The sequence below is a fragment of the Chitinophaga caeni genome (assembly GCF_002557795.1).
Classification (GTDB): domain Bacteria; phylum Bacteroidota; class Bacteroidia; order Chitinophagales; family Chitinophagaceae; genus Chitinophaga; species Chitinophaga caeni.
The window spans coordinates 4162002-4182451 of the sequence record NZ_CP023777.1; the positions used below are offsets into that span (position 1 = coordinate 4162002).

Annotated in this window: 22 protein-coding genes; 15 read left to right on the top strand and 7 right to left on the bottom strand. The window is 43.0% G+C overall.

All coding sequences use genetic code 11. The features are described 5' to 3' along the window. The first annotated feature begins 82 nt into the window (after positions 1 to 82). Positions 83 to 3328, top strand: coding sequence for a DEAD/DEAH box helicase (locus tag COR50_RS17470; protein WP_198405688.1), 3246 nt, complete (start codon positions 83 to 85; stop codon positions 3326 to 3328). 66 nt (positions 3329 to 3394) lie between these two features. Here COR50_RS17470 and mobC read toward each other — a convergent pair whose 3' ends face one another. From mobC to mobA, 3 genes are all read right to left on the bottom strand, one after another. Beyond that, on the bottom strand, positions 3395 to 5389 hold the full coding sequence (gene mobC, locus COR50_RS17475) for a conjugal transfer protein MobC (protein ID WP_098195181.1): 1995 nt from the start codon (positions 5387 to 5389) through the stop codon (positions 3395 to 3397). Positions 5390 to 5540: 151 nt separating this feature from the next. Then, entirely contained in the window at positions 5541 to 6845 is a 1305-nt protein-coding gene (mobB, locus tag COR50_RS17480) for a conjugal transfer protein MobB (RefSeq protein ID WP_098195182.1), read from the bottom strand. A 1-nt stretch (position 6846) separates the two neighbouring features. Beyond that, a complete protein-coding gene (gene mobA / locus COR50_RS17485; protein ID WP_098195183.1) occupies positions 6847 to 7284 on the bottom strand; it encodes a conjugal transfer protein MobA in 438 nt (145 codons plus the stop codon). Positions 7285 to 8002: 718 nt separating this feature from the next. On the opposite strand from mobA, the gene COR50_RS17490 reads away from it, so the two are divergent. The 4 genes from COR50_RS17490 to COR50_RS17505 are packed head-to-tail and all read left to right on the top strand — an operon-like array spanning position 8003 to position 10114. Next, a complete protein-coding gene (locus COR50_RS17490; RefSeq protein WP_098195184.1) occupies positions 8003 to 8770 on the top strand; it encodes a ParA family protein in 768 nt (255 codons plus the stop codon). 5 nt (positions 8771 to 8775) lie between these two features. Then, a complete protein-coding gene (locus COR50_RS17495) occupies positions 8776 to 9186 on the top strand; it encodes a DUF3408 domain-containing protein (protein ID WP_098195185.1) in 411 nt (136 codons plus the stop codon). Between the two features lie 11 nt (positions 9187 to 9197). Continuing rightward, positions 9198 to 9473 carry a DUF3408 domain-containing protein gene (locus COR50_RS17500; RefSeq protein WP_098195186.1) on the top strand — a complete coding sequence of 92 codons (276 nt, stop codon included), beginning with the start codon at positions 9198 to 9200 and terminating at the stop codon, positions 9471 to 9473. Positions 9474 to 9475: 2 nt separating this feature from the next. Next, a complete protein-coding gene (locus COR50_RS17505; RefSeq protein WP_098195187.1) occupies positions 9476 to 10114 on the top strand; it encodes a conjugal transfer protein TraD in 639 nt (212 codons plus the stop codon). A gap of 26 nt (positions 10115 to 10140) precedes the next feature. Here the strand turns inward: COR50_RS17505 and COR50_RS17510 are convergent, their stop codons facing one another. Genes COR50_RS17510 through COR50_RS17525 form a run of 4 tightly spaced genes read right to left on the bottom strand, consistent with a single transcriptional unit; the run spans position 10141 to position 12632 of the window. Beyond that, a complete protein-coding gene (locus COR50_RS17510) occupies positions 10141 to 10749 on the bottom strand; it encodes a toll/interleukin-1 receptor domain-containing protein (RefSeq protein ID WP_098195188.1) in 609 nt (202 codons plus the stop codon). A gap of 2 nt (positions 10750 to 10751) precedes the next feature. Continuing rightward, positions 10752 to 11639 carry a DUF4231 domain-containing protein gene (locus tag COR50_RS17515; RefSeq protein ID WP_098195189.1) on the bottom strand — a complete coding sequence of 296 codons (888 nt, stop codon included), beginning with the start codon at positions 11637 to 11639 and terminating at the stop codon, positions 10752 to 10754. Continuing rightward, positions 11636 to 12220, bottom strand: coding sequence for a TIR domain-containing protein (locus COR50_RS17520; protein ID WP_098195190.1), 585 nt, complete (start codon positions 12218 to 12220; stop codon positions 11636 to 11638). Before COR50_RS17520 ends, COR50_RS17515 begins: the two co-directional genes overlap by 4 nt. Before the next feature lie 7 nt (positions 12221 to 12227). Then, positions 12228 to 12632, bottom strand: coding sequence for a TIR domain-containing protein (locus COR50_RS17525; RefSeq protein ID WP_098195191.1), 405 nt, complete (start codon positions 12630 to 12632; stop codon positions 12228 to 12230). A 300-nt stretch (positions 12633 to 12932) separates the two neighbouring features. Between COR50_RS17525 and COR50_RS17530 the strand changes: the two genes are divergently transcribed. From COR50_RS17530 to traM, 10 genes are read left to right on the top strand one after another with little or no spacing between them, the layout of a single operon-like run. Beyond that, positions 12933 to 13238 carry a DUF4134 domain-containing protein gene (locus COR50_RS17530; RefSeq protein WP_021192140.1) on the top strand — a complete coding sequence of 102 codons (306 nt, stop codon included), beginning with the start codon at positions 12933 to 12935 and terminating at the stop codon, positions 13236 to 13238. An 11-nt stretch (positions 13239 to 13249) separates the two neighbouring features. Next, positions 13250 to 13582, top strand: a complete 333-nt coding sequence (locus tag COR50_RS17535; protein WP_098195192.1) for a DUF4133 domain-containing protein — start codon at positions 13250 to 13252, stop codon at positions 13580 to 13582. Further along, on the top strand, positions 13579 to 14946 hold the full coding sequence (locus COR50_RS22810; protein ID WP_449384847.1) for a TraG family conjugative transposon ATPase: 1368 nt from the start codon (positions 13579 to 13581) through the stop codon (positions 14944 to 14946). Before COR50_RS17535 ends, COR50_RS22810 begins: the two co-directional genes overlap by 4 nt. A 53-nt stretch (positions 14947 to 14999) precedes the next feature. Next, entirely contained in the window at positions 15000 to 16136 is a 1137-nt protein-coding gene (locus COR50_RS22815) for a TraG family conjugative transposon ATPase (RefSeq protein WP_449384848.1), read from the top strand. A gap of 21 nt (positions 16137 to 16157) precedes the next feature. Continuing rightward, positions 16158 to 16790, top strand: a complete 633-nt coding sequence (locus tag COR50_RS17545; protein WP_098195193.1) for a DUF4141 domain-containing protein — start codon at positions 16158 to 16160, stop codon at positions 16788 to 16790. A gap of 3 nt (positions 16791 to 16793) precedes the next feature. After that, entirely contained in the window at positions 16794 to 17789 is a 996-nt protein-coding gene (traJ, locus tag COR50_RS17550) for a conjugative transposon protein TraJ (RefSeq protein ID WP_098195194.1), read from the top strand. A gap of 13 nt (positions 17790 to 17802) precedes the next feature. Next, positions 17803 to 18426, top strand: a complete 624-nt coding sequence (gene traK, locus COR50_RS17555; protein WP_098195195.1) for a conjugative transposon protein TraK — start codon at positions 17803 to 17805, stop codon at positions 18424 to 18426. Positions 18427 to 18436: 10 nt separating this feature from the next. Continuing rightward, positions 18437 to 18832, top strand: coding sequence for a hypothetical protein (locus COR50_RS17560; protein ID WP_098195196.1), 396 nt, complete (start codon positions 18437 to 18439; stop codon positions 18830 to 18832). 3 nt (positions 18833 to 18835) lie between these two features. Continuing rightward, on the top strand, positions 18836 to 19120 hold the full coding sequence (locus COR50_RS17565; RefSeq protein WP_098195197.1) for a nitrogen regulatory IIA protein: 285 nt from the start codon (positions 18836 to 18838) through the stop codon (positions 19118 to 19120). Beyond that, entirely contained in the window at positions 19107 to 20432 is a 1326-nt protein-coding gene (gene traM, locus COR50_RS17570; RefSeq protein ID WP_098195198.1) for a conjugative transposon protein TraM, read from the top strand. The genes COR50_RS17565 and traM overlap by 14 nt, the downstream gene beginning before the upstream one ends. Positions 20433 to 20450 lie beyond the last annotated feature (18 nt).

Consider the following 20450-nt stretch of genomic DNA (forward strand, 5'->3'; position numbering starts at 1 on the left):
AAAAGAGTATATATTATCCGATACAAATATCAGTATACTTTCGGTGTACGATCTGTTAAAGCATACCCAAAACGCAAATTTTATGGACAAGAAAGATTTTGGAAGTATCTTTCCAATCTCTCTCGAACTCAATGCTGGAGTGTTTACCAAAACAGCTTCTGTAGTTGGGTTTCCAAAAGTCGCCGTGAGCCAATTGGGAAACTCACTTATATCATCGTGTTCTTGTGGCAATAATACACCAAAATTATGTGAGCATCAGGCAGAAGTTATACATTGTGTGATTGAACAAAGAAATTTTCGTATTTTCTTTGATAATCCCTTTAGGCATAAAGTTCTATTACAATCTGCTAAGGGGTATGGATTGGAAAGCGAACCGAATTTAGATGCTTACTTTCATTTGAGTTATTCGGATAGTAGGTTACATATTGAACCAAAAGTAAAAGAGCTACTTCAATTTGATGAGCAGGTACTAAAAAACAGTCTCGTTCCCCAGCGGAAATCGGTTGTTAAAAAACTTGCCGTAAAAGACACGGATAAAAGGCAAATATTGGTCATTGGTAGACATCGTTACTACAATCAGCTAAGCTTTCTGTTGATGGAGGCAGATATTACGCAATCAGGTAAAATAAAAAATCCAGTCAACAATATTGAACCAATGCAACTTATCTGGAAAGCTGAGAATCCATTAGAAATCAAATTCTATACAGCTATTGTTAGCTTTCAGAATAAATACAACGAAGATAGCATAGACACAGACCTCGAAGCATTAAAGCTGATTGTAAAAAATCCGTTAGAGTTGGAGGTGTATTACCATGATAGAAATGTTTCAGAAACAATTTCTGCTAAATCGTTGCTTCCTGTTGGTTTAGAAATTTTGAAAGCGGAGGTACAGCTTACCGTTTTTAAAAAGGAACCTTTCTTTGAAATAACTGGAGAACTGGTTTTTAATGATATTAGGCTTTCGTTTAAGAATGTTGTTATCAGAAATGAATATTTTGTTTATCATCATCAAGCATTCCACTTGATAGACAATCCCGACATGTTACGGATCATTAAATTCTTTAAGGAAAAAAATGAAGTTCTATTGATACATGGCACAAAATATAATGAATTTCTACAATCCATACTTGCACCATTAGAACAGCTTGTTCATATAAATTACAGTTATATACGTCCAGCAACTCCTGCACAATTGGCGGAGAAAGAATACAAGACAGAACGCATTATTTATCTGCATCAGGAAGGAAATTTTATATCTATTACGCCGATAATGAAGTATGGAGACATTGAAATTCCCGTTTATTCCCGAAAGCAGGTTTTTGATACAGACCAAAATGGAAACCAATTTAAAATTGAACGTGATAACGAAGCTGAAATACGGCTTACCTCAATGGTATTGGAACAACACGACGAATTTAAAGAACAGATTGAAGGACACGAATATTTCTATTTGCACAAAGACAAGTTCTTAGATGACAAATGGTTTCTAAATGCCTTTGAAATATGGCGTAGTGATGGTATAACCATTCTTGGGTTTAATGAAATAAAAGATAACAAACTCAATCCGCACAGAGCAAAAATAAGTATCGAAGTAAACAGTGGTATTGACTGGTTCAATGCTAAATTAAAAGTTCGGTTCGGACGAAAAAAGGCAACATTGAAGCAGGTACATCGTGCTATCCGCAATAAAAGTAAGTTTGTCAGATTGGATGATGGAACACAGGGTATTTTACCCGATGAGTGGATAGAAAAAATCTCACGATATTTTCAGGTTGGTGAAATTGATGAAGATATACTCGCCATTCCTAAAATCAATTTTTCCGAAATATCAGATTTGTTTGAAAAAGAAGTCTTGAGTGCAGAGGTACGGCATGAGATTGATAGCTATAATGAGAAATTTATTAAAGTTAGTAAAATGCCAGACATTGCCGTATCTCCCGATTTAAAAGCAGTATTAAGAGATTATCAAAGAGAGGGACTTAATTGGCTTAACTTTCTTGACGGTTTCAATTTTGGCGGGTGTCTTGCGGATGACATGGGACTTGGAAAAACGCTTCAAATCATTGCATTTATCCTTTCGCAAAGACAAAAATACGGTCATACATCTAATCTTGTTGTTGTTCCAACCTCTCTATTGTTTAACTGGCAGGAAGAAATAGCAAAGTTTGCTCCATCTATAAGAGTCTTGCTCCATTATGGAGCTGAAAGGGAAAAAAGTATAGAAAATATGCACGAATATGAGGTCATATTGACAAGTTATGGAATGTTGCTTTCTGACATTCGCTTTCTGAAAACCATGAGATTTAATTATGTTTTTTTAGACGAATCGCAAGCTATCAAAAATCCCAATTCGGAGCGCTACAAATCGGCAAGATTATTACAGTCCCGAAATAAAATTGTACTGACGGGTACTCCGATAGAAAATAACACCTTTGATTTATACGGACAACTTTCATTTGCCTGCCCTGGGTTATTGGGAAGCAAGCAACATTTTAAAGATATTTATGCCGTGCCGATTGACAAATTTGAATACAGCAAGAGGGCTTTGGAACTGCAACGGAAAATTAAACCTTTTATACTCCGAAGAACAAAAAAGCAAGTAGCCAAAGAACTTCCCGAAAAAACAGAAATGGTTATTTACTGCGATATGAATATTGAACAACGCAAGGTATATGATACCTATGAGCGTGAATTACGTGAATTTATATCAGCAACGAACGATGAAGAGATCCATAAGAACAGTATGCACGTTCTGACGGGTCTTACTAAATTGAGACAGATATGTAATTCGCCTGTATTACTAAAGGAGGGACATTCGGGAGATAATGCGGTAAAAATTGAAGTATTGACAGAACAGATTGAAAATAAATCCAAGGAACATAAAATACTGGTATTCTCTCAATTTGTCGGGATGCTTGACCTAATTAAAGCTGAACTTATTGCACGAAATATTCCTTTTGAATATTTGACAGGTCAGACAAAGGACAGAGGGGCTAAGGTTCAAAACTTCCAAACTAATGAAAATGTACGTGTCTTCCTTATCAGCCTGAAAGCAGGAGGCGTGGGTCTCAACTTAACCGAGGCAGATTATGTCTATCTCGTTGACCCATGGTGGAATCCAGCATCAGAAAACCAAGCTATTGATAGAAGTTATAGAATTGGCCAAACCAAAAATGTAGTTGCAGTACGCTTAATATGCAAGAATACAGTCGAAGAAAAGATTATGAATATGCAAAAGAAAAAAAGTAAACTGGCACAAGATTTAATCACAACGGACAATTCCTTTTTTAATAGTCTTTCTAAAAATGATTTGTTAGATATTTTATAGGTTAAAGACAAATAATAAACCGGACATAATTATATAATGTCCGATTTATCAAACTGTAATTTACCCCTACTGTATCAAATGCTGTAAATCCGGGTCGTTCTTAATCCGCTCCATTTCGCTTTCCACAATATGAACAACGTCCGCTTTGACCTGCCTGTAATTGGCTTCAATGACCTGTTTCATATTGTCGTTGCCGTTTTCATCGGCAAAGGATAATATCTGCGGTATCTTCTTATAGGCTTTGGTTTCGGCAGAAACCTTTTCGTTATCCACCACGATTTCAGCATGAAATATTTTCTGCTCGATACGCTCATCAAAATTATCTGAAACAGACCCCACGAACATTCCCTGTGTCAACGTAGATATTTTGGAAGCCGGAATAAGGCTGTCCAATTGGGTGGATATAGAAGTAGATTTGTCATTACGGTTGATAGTCATGCTTTGCCTTTTCTGCAACACTTTTCCAAAGCGTTCACTTAGATTCTTAGCTGTTTCGCCCACTACCTGACCGGAAAAAATATTACCCACGGTATTTTGGATGACCTTGCTTTCCTTATCGCCGTAATCCCTTATCAATTGTGAATAGTCTTGAAATCCTAAGCACACGGCCACCTTATTGCTACGTGCCGTTGCGATAAGGTTGTCCAAACCTCGAAAATATATCGTTGGCAACTCGTCTATGATAACGGAACTTTTTAATCGTTCTTTTTTATTGATGAGTTTTACAATCCTCGAATTGTACAATCCCAAAGCGGACGAATAGATATTTTGACGGTCGGGATTATTGCCCACGCACAAGATTTTCGGCTCTCGGGGGTTGTTGATGTCCAGTGAAAAATCATCACCCGTCATTACCCAATAAAGCTGTGGCGAAATCATCCGTGACAATGGAATTTTTGCCGATGCTATCTGCCCCTGCAACTGGTCTTGCGCTCCGCCCTGCCACGCATCCATGAAAGCTGAAAGATAGTTTTCAAGTTCGGGATATGAGGTCAGTATCGTAAATAGGTCTGCGTATTTTTTATTCAGCAATTCAATAGCATGGGGAAACGTGCAATACTTTCCGTCTTCATAGATTTTCAGAAACCAAATGATTGAAGCAAGCAATATAATTGGGCTTTCCACGAAAAAATCCCCTTGCTTCAAAATCCACGACCTGTTGAGGTTCAGCATGATGGTGTAAGAGGCTTCGTAAGCATCGGATATATCCGTCATAAAGGCAGGACTTAGCGGATTGCATCGGTGGCTACGGCGTGGGTCATCAAAATTGATAACATAAAACTTGGGCTTTACCTTATACTTATCGGAGTGTTTCAGCAAATGGTTGTAGGCAATCGTGGAAAGGTCGTCAAACTTGAAATCGTAGATATACATCGCAAAGCCCTTTTCGATGTGTTGCTTGATGTAGTTGTTTACGATGGCGTAGGATTTTCCGGAGCCGGGAGTACCAAGTACAATCGAAGCCCGAAAAGGGTTTACGATATTAACCCATCCATTGTTCCACTTGCCTTTGTAGTAAAACCTTGTGGGAAGATTGACCGAGTATTCATTTTCTATCAGTCGGGTTTCCTGTTGGAAACTCTCGTTTTCATTATTGAAAACATCGTCCATCAGATTATTGCGGAGTAGTCTGCTCATCCATACCCCTGCCATGAGCAAGGCTATATACCCCAAACTTGTTGTAAGAATGTAAAGCGATGTGGCAACCCCTGCCGACAGCTTTAGCAATGGCGTGTTCAGAAAGAACAGCACAAAGCCGATAACTAAGGCGGTGTAAATCTTAGCCCATGTTATCTTTTCATTCTTTACACCCTTAGTGCCGAGACAGCTTAACGCCAACAACAGCAATGCAAAAATCTTGGTGTAAAGCGTGTGCGAAAAAAGTCCTGCGGTACGGTTGAAATTGGTCAGTATCTTACCGATAATTTCCAGTGTCCACCCACGTTCGGCAAAGAACCCGTAACAGAACCAATAAAAGTGCATCAGTACCAAAAGAATACTTACGGCACGCATAAAAGCCATGGTTTTGGCTAATCCTCTCAAATCGTCTTCTCCTTGCATAACAAAAAAATTTAGTGATGCAGGGAATTTAGAGGCTATTTAAAAGCACTTATACAAAGGGGGGTTGGATGGCTTTTGGTGGCTTAGTTTGACAGTATTTTAAAACCACAAAGACCAAGATGTTAATCCTGGTCTTTGATGGTCAAAAAAGTTATTGTTGTCTTCCCCGTTTTCGGTGTTTCTTCTTTTTCTTCATGCGGTTGGCAAACGCCTGTTCCTCGTAGTCTTCGCCCTGTGTCTCCGGCAGTAGCCCACCAAATCCGTCTATCCATAAATCATCGGTCGGCTGTTCTTTATTAAGGAAGTTAAAAAATGAATGGGCTTCTTCTCTCTCTACGGCGGTGCTGTTGCCTGCGGTTGGCGACTGGTTTTGTGCGGTTGCTTTTTCAGCTTCTTGGCATTGCCCGACCGCCTGCCCGTTCCACCAGTCATTAAAGACATTAGCCGATAGGTTTTTGCCCAAAGCTGAACCGTTCCAAACGGTACGGCTTTCGTGGTCGATAAAGGTCATACCATATATACGCCCCTCATCGTTGCGCCGTACCACGGCATTGATGCCCTGCTCCAACAGTTGCTTTTTAAAATCGACTTCATTAGTGGCGGTGTGCATCGCTACTTCAATGGTGCTTTTCAGTACGGCTCTTGTGGGGTCGGCTTTCATTTTCTCCTTAGCCTGTGCGAATTGGTTTTGCAGTTCGTCCAGTCCTGCCTGTTTGCCGAAAAGGGATGCTTTAAAAGGATTGCTCGCTTTTTCTCCCTGTTCGTTCAGTGCAAAATAGACAAGCCCGTTTTTAGGCTGTCCGTGCAATTCCCCTTTGACTTCCTCGGCGGTAATATTGAAAAGCGAAAGCAAGGCGTTGTACGCTCCAAGGCTTGCGTAACCGTAATACTTCGGCAGGTGTCGCACCACCGATGCGATTTGGCTCTTAACGTCTCCGGCTCTGTAATCCACCGGACGGAATACCTGCTCATTTCCGGTGCGCTGTTTTTCCGTTGCAGGTATAAGATTGTACGTTTGTTCCAAATCCCGACAGATTGCCATCGAACGTGGATGGTCGTAACTGTCCGGTAGCTTCTTTCCGTCCAAACCCACACAGACCGTTACGATGTGGATATGGGTGCGTTCAATATCGGTATGCTTAAAAACGATATAAGGTTGGTTGCCATACCCCATGCGCTCCATATATTCCTGCGCCATTTTTACGAACTGCCCATCGCTGACCCTATCCGCAGGATCAGGGTTCAGCGATATGTGGCGCACTGGCTTTTCAGTTTTGATATTTGCGGATAGATACGGCTCAAAACACTGGTGCAGGTAACTGGTCGAATAGGTATTATCCAACGTTTCGGGTATTCTGTTCAATAACAGAACCTGCCCGTTTTCACTATCAATCTTCTTTTGGTTATAGGAAATTGCACCGTACAAATTCTCACCCTTGCCAATCTTTGCTATCATATTACTTGTGCTTTTGTAGGTGTTCTTTTTCAAATTCCTGTGTTAGCTCAATCACTTTCCGGCATAAGTCCGCCATTTCTGCTGTCTGCTTTTCCAGTTTAAAGAGGTAAGCCGATGCCTTTTTCTCCGAGAAATTGCGGTAAAGTATCTTCACGATTTGGTTGTAATTCACGCCAACCGCTCTGAACTGGCTGTAAAAATTGGTCAACCTCGTATGAAAATCGACTGCATCCATGTCAATTTTTACGGTCTTGACTGGCTTCTGAAAGATGCAGGCTGTAATAAAATGTGCCATTACTTTCATTCCCGATTGCTCAAACAATGTAAGGAATTTGGCATTTTCTTCGTCCGTAAGACGAAATACATAACGGTGGATGCTTGGGTCTGCTTTAGGCTTGCGCCCACCTTTGTTCTGTTCCTTTTTCTCTTTTCCATTCATTATAAAATCCATTTTAATATCCAACAAAACCCCGACTTCGGAGGGTGTTTCAAAGCTCCCTGCAAGGGCAAGTGGTTTTGAGGCACGAAACGGGTTTCGAGTGCCTCAAAACATAACTTGCTCTGTTCGGGTTAACAGAAAATCCGCCCTACGGGTCGGATTGGATAAAGCGGAAAAAAACGGCTTTTTCGCCGTTCCGCCCACAACTTCCATACTCCAATGATTTATCCATCCACCTTTTGCATTTAAGTCCTTACAAAGTAAGGGTAGCTTTTCGGAAGCATTGCCCTATCGCTCCCGACCAAACATTGCCAACAAATGCCCCAAACTACCGCATTAAAAGAGTGCATCGGAATAACCTGCTTCTTTGCGCTATCAGTCACGCAAGCCTGTTTGCAGGCATCCGCTCCCGATGGCAGTTGTGAAAGACGGAGCGCAGGAATGCCGGAACACTTGACGGCGTTCCGCTCGGCAGACACGAATGCCGGACGGCATGAAAACTATCCGGTAGCCATTCCAACAGGCAGGACGACAGGAAAGCTATCGGTCTTGCCTGTGCGATAGCCGGAATGACGGCACGGCTGATTGAACGAATGAAAGCAAGCCTGACAGGCAGAATTGTATCAAGACTGCCGTACGGTGTGCAGGGATGACAGCCCTGTTCCATGCAGGACGGCAGGCAGTACACGGAAAATAGAAACTTAAAAATAGAATAGAAATGGAAGCAACAAACAGGACAAAATTCATTGCTTTTTCAAGCCAAAAAGGGGGCGTTGGAAAAAGTACGTTTACAACGGTTACGGCAAGCATACTCCATTACCAAATGGGTTATAATGTAGCCGTCTTTGACTGTGACTATCCACAGCACAGCATCTGCCAAATGAGGGAACGGGATTTGAAAGCGGTCATGCAAAACGAGGTGCTGAAAAAACTGGCGCATCGCCAATTCTCCACCATCAATAAGAAAGCTTATCCGGTACTGCAAAGTAAAGCGGACAATGCCATAACGGATGCGGAAGCATTCATACAGGCTTCGACTGTTCCCGTGGATGTGGTTTTCTTTGATTTGACCGGAACGGTGAACACTACGGGCTTGCTCAACACACTGGCAGGAATGCACCACATCTTTTCGCCCATCACGGCAGACCGTGTGGTCATGGAAAGCACATTGAGCTTTACCGATGTGCTGACCAATGTCCTTATGAAACATGGGCAGACCTCCATCGAAACCATACGGCTGTTTTGGAACATGGTCGATGGCAGGGAAAAATCCCAACTGTACGAAATCTACGGCAACGTCATTAAGGAAGTGGCACTGCAAGCAATGGAAACACGTATTGCGGATAGCAAACGCTTCCGCAAGGAAGGCGAGGCAATGGCAAAGACCGTCTTCCGCTCCACACTATTGCCCCCCGACAAAAGATTGATGAAAGCCTCCGGCTTGGACTTGTTCATCAGTGAATTTCTAAGAACCGTCAAACTGTAACCGCTATGGAGAATGAAAACAAGAAAAAGCCGAATGCTCCGATTGACGAGGCATATCTCATGTCCATCATGGCGGGCGAAACAAAGAAGCCCCAACAGGCGGTAGCACCGCAAGAGCCGACAAAGGAAACGCCAACGGAAAAGCCCGTAGCCAAAGAACGTACCCGACAAAAAAGGGCTTTCGATGCGGGCTATGGCGAGCGGTTTCTCAACAGCCATACCATGACACGCCGAGGCGATAAGAGCATCTACATCCGGCAGGAATATCACGAACGGCTTTCCCGTATCGTGCAGGTTATCGGCGAGGATAAAATACCTCTGTACGCCTATTTGGACAATATTCTCGAACATCATTTTGAACAGTTCGAGAAAGCCATCACCGATGATTTCAACAATAAGTTTAAACCCATTTTTTAAAGTATTCGATTATGAACAAGACACAGCAAAAACAACCGGAAAAGGTATTGCGCAAAGCGCATTACAAATCGGCATTTTTAAGACCGACAGGGGTCGTGGCAAGGTGCGGAAAATCGGTCTATATAAGCCCCGATTTCCATAAGAAATTATCCCGTATCGTCTTTCTGCTCGGAGAGGGAGAAATTACGCTTACCGATTACCTGCACAACGTACTGAAACACCACTTTGAGGAGTTCGGAGACGAAATAAAGATTATCTATGCCGACAAGCAAAAGCCAATCTTATAGCTATGGAAACATTGATTGTAATATGCCTTATCATCGTCATCATCCTTTTGCTGAAAGATAAGGTGGTCATCCATAAGAACGTCCGCAGGGAAATAAAGCCGGAAAAGAAAAGTTCAGACCTGCCGGATATTATGGGGCTTCCCAAGCCTGTGGAACGCCACACCTTGCCACCGAATGCCACAAAGAGACAATCGGGCGAACGTGACGGGATAGCTGATAATTTTGGAACAGAAACCTACGGGATAGGTTTCGGATTGGAAAATCCGCAGATTGAGGGAGAGCCGGATGAAGTTTTCGGGAGTATGTCCGATTTTGAAAATGAGGAAGACGAATGGGATGAATACGGGTTTGAGGACAGCGACAATGAGTTTGCCACAGGGGTTACCTTTGATGAATTGACAACCGTGGGGGCATGGTTGGAGCAAGATACACTTGAACCTGCCCAGCAACAGAAAGCGGTGGATATAGTTCAGCGATTACAGGGAACGGAATTGTTAAGTCTGCTCGAAAACTCAATGGATGGGGCTTCACGGAAGATTGCAGAGTTGTTGGATAAGAGCCTCTCCGCCGGAACGGATTTCAGTTCTCCCGATTTGCGGAAAAGTGATTTAGAGGATTTCGACATCGGGGAGTTTGTGTAAGCAAACTCCCCGATGTCATATTTTTTTTATAATTTCCAGTTTAAAACGCTGTCCAAAGGATGCTGTTGTTGGCTATTTGAAAAGATTCGACTTTCATCAATTAATGATTTCTCAATTCTATCGGTGATTTTTGAAATATACTCATTTAAACTTTTAGTGCCTCGTATTAAATAACCAACCTGTAAGTAGTCTGGAAGAGTCTTTTCTGCTATGTCTTTCAACGTCAGAACAGACAGTTTAATTCTATCATTTAGATTTTTCAATTTTTCTTGGTCTAAAATTGAAGCATGACCATATCCAACTTCAAACGGAACCCACAAAGATTTATATGTTTGGTCAGAAACGACCACCATCATATGGGTACTCTTTTTTATACCATCTTTGATACTCTCTGTAATTTTTATTGGGTCTCCAATTGACGAAGCATGTTGCAATTTATCATCTTCTTCATCCAAATAATAGTCAATCCCAGCATTTTTGAAATATTTTGCGATTTCTTTACAAGCGTTTTTGTCTTCTCTTTTATGACTTAAAAATACGCAAGGTCTTTTGAAAAGCTGATTATCCTTGACAGATTCGAGTGCCCAAGTAAGATTTTCGTATGTATTCGCTTTATTAAATCCTTTTTTTACCATTATTATAATCGCTTTTGTGCTAACCACATTGTATGTTCCCGTGACATTGCATTTTCTGAATCCAATACAAACTTTGAAAAGACATCTTCTTCAGTGATAAATTTCGCTTCATTTTTTATCAGATTTAATTCTGACATCGCTGTATTATAAGCCTCCTTATTCTCCTGATATTTTTTTAGCTGTAACCAACTGAAAAAGCTTGCAGAAAGGGTCGTAAAAACACCTACTAAATTGAAATCTGAATTTGGATGCAAAATGAGATATACTATAGAAACTATGGCTAAAAATTGCATGATGATAACACCCCAAAACCATCTTTCGTATTTAGTTTTATTCTTGTCTGCTTTAGATGTGTACCAGTCGATTTGATTATCAATGCGGTTTCTTAAATAAAAATCCTTTCGTCCTTGAAGGTCTAAGTCACGTACTTCATTCATTTTAGGCGTGATAGTTTCCTTTCTAATATCAGAAGCTTTCAAAAATGCATGAATGTCTTTAAATTCTTCACGTATTTCCTTAATTCTGTCAATAAATCTTTTCTCAACGTCTTCCTTACTTAAGCTGTTCTCGAAATACTCTGACTTCATCATAAATCTCCATGTCAAAGTTTTTGCAGACTCTGCCAATGCTCGCCCTCTATACCAAACGTCTTCATATTTTTTTGATTTGATTACCAAAGAAAGAACGAATGCAACAGATAAAATTAGACCAGAAACAATGTAAATAACCCGTTTAGTATCCTCGCTATTATAATTGTAAATTGCGAGTACAGAGCTTATACACATTAATATCAAATCCCACCGGACATACCGGACATAATTTTTTTGCGCTAATAAAGAAGCATTGTCACCTGCAATGAAATAATTGGGGAAATCTGAGTTATTTATCATGGTCTTACTTTTGTATAATTTGAAATTGGATGACTTCTCTTGTCAAATGCTTTACCAATATAAAATTCTGGATTCGAACAGAAATCATCCCATTTAACAAGAACACAATATCTATCGTCTTCAGTCCACGCACATTTATAATTTGGAATGTAATAGTTATAAGAAAATTCAGAAATTACTGTATCGAGATTAATATTCACAATGTTATGGTTATTTCCACATTTTGTACAAAAGGTTCTACCGCCGTACACGCTATCGTACATGCTTGGCAAGACAACGCCTAAAATTCCATTCTTTGTATTACCAATCCCATTGTATAAAGATGCTTGCAATTCCCTTTTGAGGAAATTTTGATTTTCGTAAAATAAATTCTCGGCAGATTTCTCACCTATCAAAAATATCGTTACCGTTGAGTCGGAAAGATAGTCTTCACGAATCTTTCTCATTATATAATCTTCATTATCAGATTCTATAGGTTCATGAAGTGATTTATCAATCATATCTACATCAAGATAATCATGAATATATCTTTTGTAAGCAATGTCCTCTGTTTTAAAAGAAATAAAGCATTTATGAGCCATAAGTAAATTATTTAGCGTGTGTTCTAATGGCTTCAACTATGCTTTCAGTATTCCACCTGACATCAATCACCGACCTTGAATAAACCACTTGCGATATTCTCTCTTGTCCTCTTGGTATAACGCCTATGATTGAAATACCAAGCGATTTTGCAGTATCTAATTCCCAAGGCATCCAATCGCTATGTGAGGCATATATACCAGCCAAAGCCAATACAATATTTGATGACTGAATTTTGGCTCTCAATCTGGCTTTGATATATGGAGCATTAGTAGAGTTTATTGGTACATCTTTCGATGCTTCTGTAAATTCAACATTGAAGTACCCCCTTGAATTCAGAAGTTTTCGTAGGTCTTCCAAATCACTGGAATGCGCCCATGAATGACTGATGAAAATTTTGTAGTTGTTTGCCATGCAATTAGTTTTAGGTTTTTAAACTTATAATATCTCTACTATACCTCTTGAAAAAATCTCCAACTTAAAAGGTATTAGTACTATACAATTGTATATCAAAAAGATATCCAATACATTATTGCTGTCATTCTGTCAGTATATTTTCAGTTAATGCTGTCTTTACATCACCTGTAATCGCCATCTACTGCCAATTCATTCCGCTCATTTCCAGTTTCCCATAACGCTTCGATTTCCATAAGACTTTTGTTGCGAAAGCCCACACGAGGTGGGCAAGTAGTAACAATTTAATTCAGTTAAATCATGGAAAAACAAAGCAAAAAGGTGTTGCTGACAGGCGTTGCGTTCCTGTCTGCATTTGGTGTGTTCGCACAGGGCAACGGCTCGGCAGGCATCCAAGAAGCTACGCAGATGGTAACGAGTTACTTCGACCCTGCAACGCAGTTGATTTATGCGATTGGGGCTGTGGTCGGGTTAATCGGTGGCGTAAAGGTGTACAACAAATTTAGTAGCGGAGACCCCGATACAAGCAAGACGGCGGCGTCGTGGTTTGGGGCTTGTATCTTCTTAATCGTAGCGGCGACCATTCTCCGCTCATTCTTCCTTTAAGATGGCGTATTATGAGCAATTACAATATCAATAAAGGTATCGGCAGGACGGTCGAGTTCAAAGGACTAAAAGCGCAATACCTGTTCATTTTCGCAGGTGGTCTGCTCGGCGTGCTTATTCTCGTCATGGTCATGTACATGGCAGGCGTAAACTCCTACGTGTGCCTGTTTATCGGGGCAGGCGGAGCATCGATTATCGTTTGGCAAACATTCGCATTGAACGGTAAATACGGCGAATACGGATTGATGAAAGTCGGGGCAAAGAAAAGGCATCCGAAATACATCATCTGTCGCAGAGCCGTACACCGCTATTTAAAATTCACTTCTAAATCCAGTCATTTATGAGAAATACAGGAAAAGCCACAACGTTGGAGAGCAAGTTTCCATTACTGGCGGTGGAACACAACTGCATCATATCAAAGGATGCGGACATCACGGCTTGCTATCGGGTACACCTGCCGGAACTATTCACGGTGGCATCGGCAGAGTACGATGCCATCCATTCGGCTTGGCATAAGGCTATCAAGACATTGCCGGATTACACCATTGTCCACAAACAGGACTGGTACATCAAGGAAAGTTATGAGCCGGATATGGCACAGGACGGGTTGAGTTTCCTTGCCAAATCCTATCAACAGCATTTCAACGAACGTCCTTTTTTAAACCATTACTGTTACCTGTTCCTAACCAAGACGACAAAGGAAAGGATGCGGATGCAGAGCAACTTTAGTTCGCTTTGCAAAGGTGTCCTTATCCCGAAAGAAATTAGGGATAAAGAAACCGTCCGCAGGTTTATGGAAGCGGTCGCACAGTTTGAGCGCATTATCAATGACAGCGGTTTTGTGAAACTGGAACGCTTGACCGAGGATGACATCATCGGAACAGGCGACAGACAGGGATTACTCGAACAGTACCTTACCCTGTCAAGGGAAACCGGAACGCCTATGCAAGATATAGCTTTGGGCAGTGAGGATGTGCGTATCGGAAACAAAAGGCTGTGCCTGCACACCCTGTCCGACACGGACGATTTGCCCAACACGGTATCGTCCAATACACGGTATGAAAAGCTGTCCACAGACAGGAGCGATTGCCTGTTGTCCTTTGCCTCTCCGGTCGGCTTGCTCCTTAGCTGTAACCATATCTATAACCAGTACCTGTTTTTGGATAACAGCGATGAGAACCTGCGCAAGTTTGAAAAGTCAGCCCGTAACATGCACTCATTGGCAAGGTACAGCCGAGCCAATCAGATTAACAAAGAATGGATTGAAAGGTATCTGAACGAAGCGCACAGCTTCGGGCTTTCCTCCATCCGTGCGCATTTCAACGTGATGGCGTGGTCGGACGACCCGAACGAACTCAAACAGCTAAAAAACGACACGGGCAGTGCGCTCGCTTTGATGGAATGCAAGCCGAGGCATAATACAGTGGATGTTGCGACACTGTATTGGGCAGGCATGGCAGGAAATGCAGGTGACTTTCCGGCAGAGGAAAGTTTTTATACGTTTATCGAACCTGCGCTGTGTTTCTTCACCGAGGAAACCAACTACCAAAATTCGCCATCACCTTTCGGTATCAAGATGGCAGACCGATTGACAGGAAAGCCTATCCATTTGGATATATCAGATTTGCCTATGAAGCGTGGCATTATCACAAATCGAAACCGCTTCGTGTTAGGCCCATCTGGGGGTTGGCGGGCTATTCTTAATTGAGTAGCCCGCCAACCCTCCAAACTGGAAGTGGAAAATCATTCTTCACCAATCACATGGTGAGGCAGTATTATGAGCAAGGCTCTCATGTACTATTGGTCGATACGGGCAACTCCTATCAAGGGTTGTGCGAACTGATTAAGGGAAAGACAAAAGGCAAAGACGGTGTGTATTTTACCTACACCGAAGACAACCCGATAGCATTCAATCCATTTTATACGGATGACGGCGTAATCGACATCGAGAAAAGGGAAAGTATCAAGACTTTGATACTGACTTTATGGAAGCGTGACGATGAACCGCCGACCCGTTCAGAGGAAGTTGCATTGTCCAATGCCGTGAGCGGTTATATCGACCGTATCAAGCAAAGCGATGAATATCCCTCTTTCAACGGATTTTACGAGTACGTAAAGGGTGACTATAAAAAGGTACTGGAAGACAAACAGGTAAGGGAAAAAGACTTTGACCTCGCAAATTTTCTGAACGTGCTTGAACCCTATTACAAGGGCGGAGAGTACGACTATCTGTTGAACTCCGACAAGCAACTTGACCTGCTTTCCAAACGCTTTATCGTGTTTGAAATTGATGCGATTAAAGACCACAAAATCCTCTTTCCCATAGTGACCATCATCATTATGGAAGTATTCATCAATAAGATGCGCAGGCTCAAAGGTGTGCGCAAAATGATACTGATTGAGGAAGCGTGGAAAGCCATCGCCAAAGAGGGAATGGCGGAGTATATCAAGTACCTGTTTAAGACCGTCCGCAAATTTTTTGGTGAGGCTATCGTGGTCACGCAGGAAGTGGACGACATCATCCAGTCACCCGTGGTCAAGGAAAGTATCATCAACAATTCCGACTGTAAAATCCTGCTTGACCAACGCAAGTACATGAACAAATTCGATGCGATACAGGAAATGTTGGGGCTTACAGAAAAGGAAAAATCCCAAATCCTTTCCATCAATCAGAACAATGACCCGTCAAGGCTTTACAAAGAGGTGTGGATTGGGCTTGGCGGTACGCACTCCGCCGTGTATGCCACAGAGGTTTCGCTCGAAGAATACCTCGCATACACCACAGAGGAAACCGAAAAAATGGAAGTCATGCAAATGGCATCCGAACTGGACGGCAATGTGGAACTGGCGATAAAGCGCATTGCCCAACGGAGACGTGAGAACGCAAATAATTATTAATCATTTAAAAAAATCAGAACAATGAAAAAAACAATGTTACTGGTGTGTACGGCATTTATGCTTGCCGTTGCACCGTCCGCAAAAGCACAATGGGTCGTTGTAGACCCCTCAAATTTGGCATCGGGTATTATCAACTCCGCCAATGAAATCGTGCAGACCTCATCCACCGTGTCCAACGTGGTTAAGAATTTCAACGAGGTCAAAAAAGTGTATGAACAGGGCAAGGAATATTACGACAAACTGCAAGCCGTAAACAACCTTGTCAAAGATGCCCGTAAAGTTCAGCAAACGGTGTTGCTCGTGGGCGATGTGTCCGAAATGTACGTGAACAATTTCGGCAAGATGTTGAACGACCCGAATTTCAGTCCGCAGGAACTCACGGCAATCGCCAACGGTTATTCTGCTCTGCTCAACGAAAGCACCGAGTTGCTGAAAGAACTGAAACAGATTGTCACTTCTTCCTCGCTTTCGCTGAACGACAAAGAGCGTATGGACATCATCGACAGGGTTTACAAAGAGGTCAAGGACTACCATAGCCTTGTCCGCTATTTCACCAACAAGAATATCTCCGTAAGCATTTTGAGGGCTAAGAAACAGAACAATACCAAAAGGGTGCTTGAACTGTACGGAACTGCTGAACAAAAATACTGGTAAGCTATGGAATGGAACAATCTTCACGAACTCCTGCGCTCGCTTTACGATGAGATGCTCCCACTGTCCGCCGATATGGCGACAGTGGCTAAGGGCATCGCCGGATTGGGCGCACTGTTCTACATAGCACTGAAAGTGTGGCAGGCATTGAGCCGTGCAGAACCGATAGACGTGTTTCCGCTCCTGCGACCTTTCGCCATCGGGCTTTGCATTATGTTCTTCCCGACCATCGTATTGGGAACTATCAATGCGGTGCTAAGTCCGGTAGTAAAAGGCACAAATGCCATGCTCGAAAACCAAGTGCTTGACCTCAACAAGTTGCAGGAACAAAAAGACCTGTTGGAAAGAGAGGCGATGCTCCGCAATCCCGAAACCGCTTACCTCGTAAGCGATGAGGAATTTGATAAGAAACTGGAAGAATTGGGATGGTCACCGTCCGATTTGGTTGCCATATCCGGTATGTACATGGAACGTGGAATGTATGATTTAAAGAAAAGCATCCGTGACTGGTTTCGGGAGCTACTGGAAGTCCTTTTCCAAGCATCCGCTTTGGTCATAGACACCATACGGACATTCTTTCTTATCGTGCTGTCCATTCTCGGGCCGATAGCCTTTGCGATAAGTGTATGGGATGGTTTTCAGTCCACACTTACGCAATGGCTGACCCGATATATCAGCGTGTACCTGTGGTTGCCCATTGCCGATATGTTCAGCTCCATGCTCGCCAAGATACAATCCCTTATCATCGAACGGGATATTGATATGCTTGCCGACCCGACCTACATCCCCGACACATCCAACACCGTGTATATCATCTTCATGCTGATTGGCATAGTGGGTTACTTCACCGTTCCAACGGTGGCAGGTTGGGTAATACAGGCAGGTGGTGCAGGAAACTTCATGCGCAACGTAAACTCTACGGCATCTAAGACCGGAAACATCGCCGGAGCAGGAACGGGGGCTGTTGCAGGAAATATCGGTGGCAGGTTAATGAACAAATAAAAATCAGAAAGCAATGGAATTTAAGACACTAAGAAATATAGAAAACAGCTTTAGGCAAATACGGCTGTACGCCATTGTATTTGCCGTACTCTGCATCGCTGTTGTAGGATATGCCGTTTGGCAATCCTACAACTTTGCAGAGTTGCAACGACAAAAGGTCTATGTACTGGACAACGGCAAGTCCTTGATGTTGGCATTGTCACAGGATGCAAGCATCAACAGACCTGTTGAGGCAAGGGAACACGTAAGGCGTTTCCATGAACTGTTCTTTACGCTCGCACCGGATAAGAACGCTATTGAAAGCAACATGAAAAGGGCTTTTAATCTTGCCGACAAATCGGCTTTCGATTACTACAAAGACCTTTCGGAAAAGGGCTATTATAATCGCATCATTTCGGGCAACGTGCAACAGCGTGTCGAAGTGGACAGCGTGGTGTGCAACTTCGATACCTATCCCTATGCCGTTAGGACGTATGCCAAACAGTTTATCATCCGGTCAAGCAACGTTACAAGGCGAAACCTTGTGACCTCCTGTTATCTCGTGAACTCCGTCCGCTCGGACAACAACCCACAGGGCTTCAATATCGAAAAGTTTGCCGTGTTGGAAAACAGGGATATAGAAGTCATCGACCGTTAAAGCCAAGATTATGGAAGCAATATCAGATTTGAACACGTTCGCCAAAATCCTTACCGCAAAGGGGTATGACGGCTATTTCCATACGCAGGGTGCGTATGCCGGAAAACTGAAAGCAAGCATCAGAGAATATCTCGCCAACTGCCCCAAAGGTGTAGCTAAAAAGGAGTTGTTGCTATCCTGCTTTCTGCAATGGGCAGGCGAAGCCCTGCCCAGGATAGAATGCCTTATGTGGGTGAAGTACCTAAACGGTAAATTCTTCTTGGGCAGAATGGAGATTGCAAAAAAAGACCGTTACGGGCAGGTGCTGAAACAATCGGAACTGACTGACCTGTCGGTCGTCGCCGCTCCCAAAGCAAAAGAGGGAATCGCTATGGTCAGTGATGCAGTGGAACGGAATAACAATTAAAGCATGAAAAATCTAAGAACAGCAATCAGTAATTGGTTTGACAAGCTCGATGGACAGTGGCGAGCGTTGCCTGTTAAAAAACAGCATCGCTATACGCTACTGCTCTTTGCAGGCTATGCACTGCTGTCCGTCATCGTACTGTTGAAAGTGTGCTACGATGTAGCGCATTCCGATAATACCATGACCATTGAGCATATCGAAAACCCCATTAGGCAAAACAATTCCTCGGTTTCACCGCAGGACAGTATTAAAACAATCTTAAAAGATAAAAATCATGAAAGACAGTAAAAACAAAAAGGTAAGTTTTTTGGTCGAAGATGACGACCCGAAAAACGGAATGGATGCGACCCAAGACGGGGCGCAGAACAAAGCCGACAAGTTAAAGAAGCCTATCATTTTTGCCCTCATGGGCGTGGTGTTCCTCGGCTGTATGTACCTAATCTTCAAACCGTCCTCCGATAAGAAAGCGGTTGAGGATATTGGTCTGAACGATGCCGTACCACAGGCGACCGATGCAGGGCTTCAATCCGATAAGCAAAAGGCTTATGAACAGGAAATGCTCGAACAGAAAATGCAGGAAAAGCGCAATGCGCTCCTGTCACTGTCCGACTATTGGAGCGAGGACAGTACCGCCGATCCGGAAGCGGAGCTACCGGATGAGGGCTACGAAGACGGCTACGCTTACGGCGGTGGTACACGCAGGAACAGCAACCCTGCTTTGAACAGTTACCGCAATGCACAAAGTACGCTGACCTCGTTCTACGACAATAGCGATTACGAAACGCAGGAACTCCGCAGGCAGGTTGAGGAACTGAAAGAACAACTGGCAGAAAAGGACGTACCCCCTGTAACGACCGTGGATGACCAGTTGGCTTTGATGGAAAAGTCATACGAAATGGCTTCCCGTTACCTGCCCTCAATTCCAACACAGACAGGTAATGCGGACACAACAGCTTCGGCAAAGAGTACCTCGCAAAAGGAACATTTTGTGGCATTCACTCCTGTAAGGAAAAATATGGTTTCCGCATTGTACCGTGAACCGACCGACAGTGCTTTTTTGGCAAACTGGAACGAAACCCGAAACCGTGGCTTTTACACGGCAGGCGTTTCCCAGCAGGTCATACAGCCGAAAAACAGCATCAAGGCGGTAGTACAGGAAACACAGGTCGTGACAGGCGAAAGCGGTGTACGGTTGCGTTTGTTGGAAACGGCGCAAACTCCCGTCCGCTCCATTCCGGCAGGAACGGTACTGACGGCTAACGCCAAATTTCAAAGTGGCAGGTTGCAGTTAAAGGTAACATCCATCGAATTTGAGGGCAACATTATTCCGGTCGATATAACCGTGTATGATGTGGACGGACAGCAAGGGCTATTTGTGCCGTATTCCCCCGAAATGAATGCCCTGTCAGAGATTGCCTCCAACATGAGCCAAACGGGGGGAACAAGTATCATGATGACACGCTCGGCAGGGCAACAGATGGCAGGCGACCTTTCCCGTGGCGTGGTGCAAGGGGTATCGGGGTACTTCTCCAAGAAAGTGAGGACACCGAAAGTAACGGTCAAAGCCGGTCATCAGCTATTCCTCGTTTCAAAAAATTAATGTTTAACTAAAATCAAA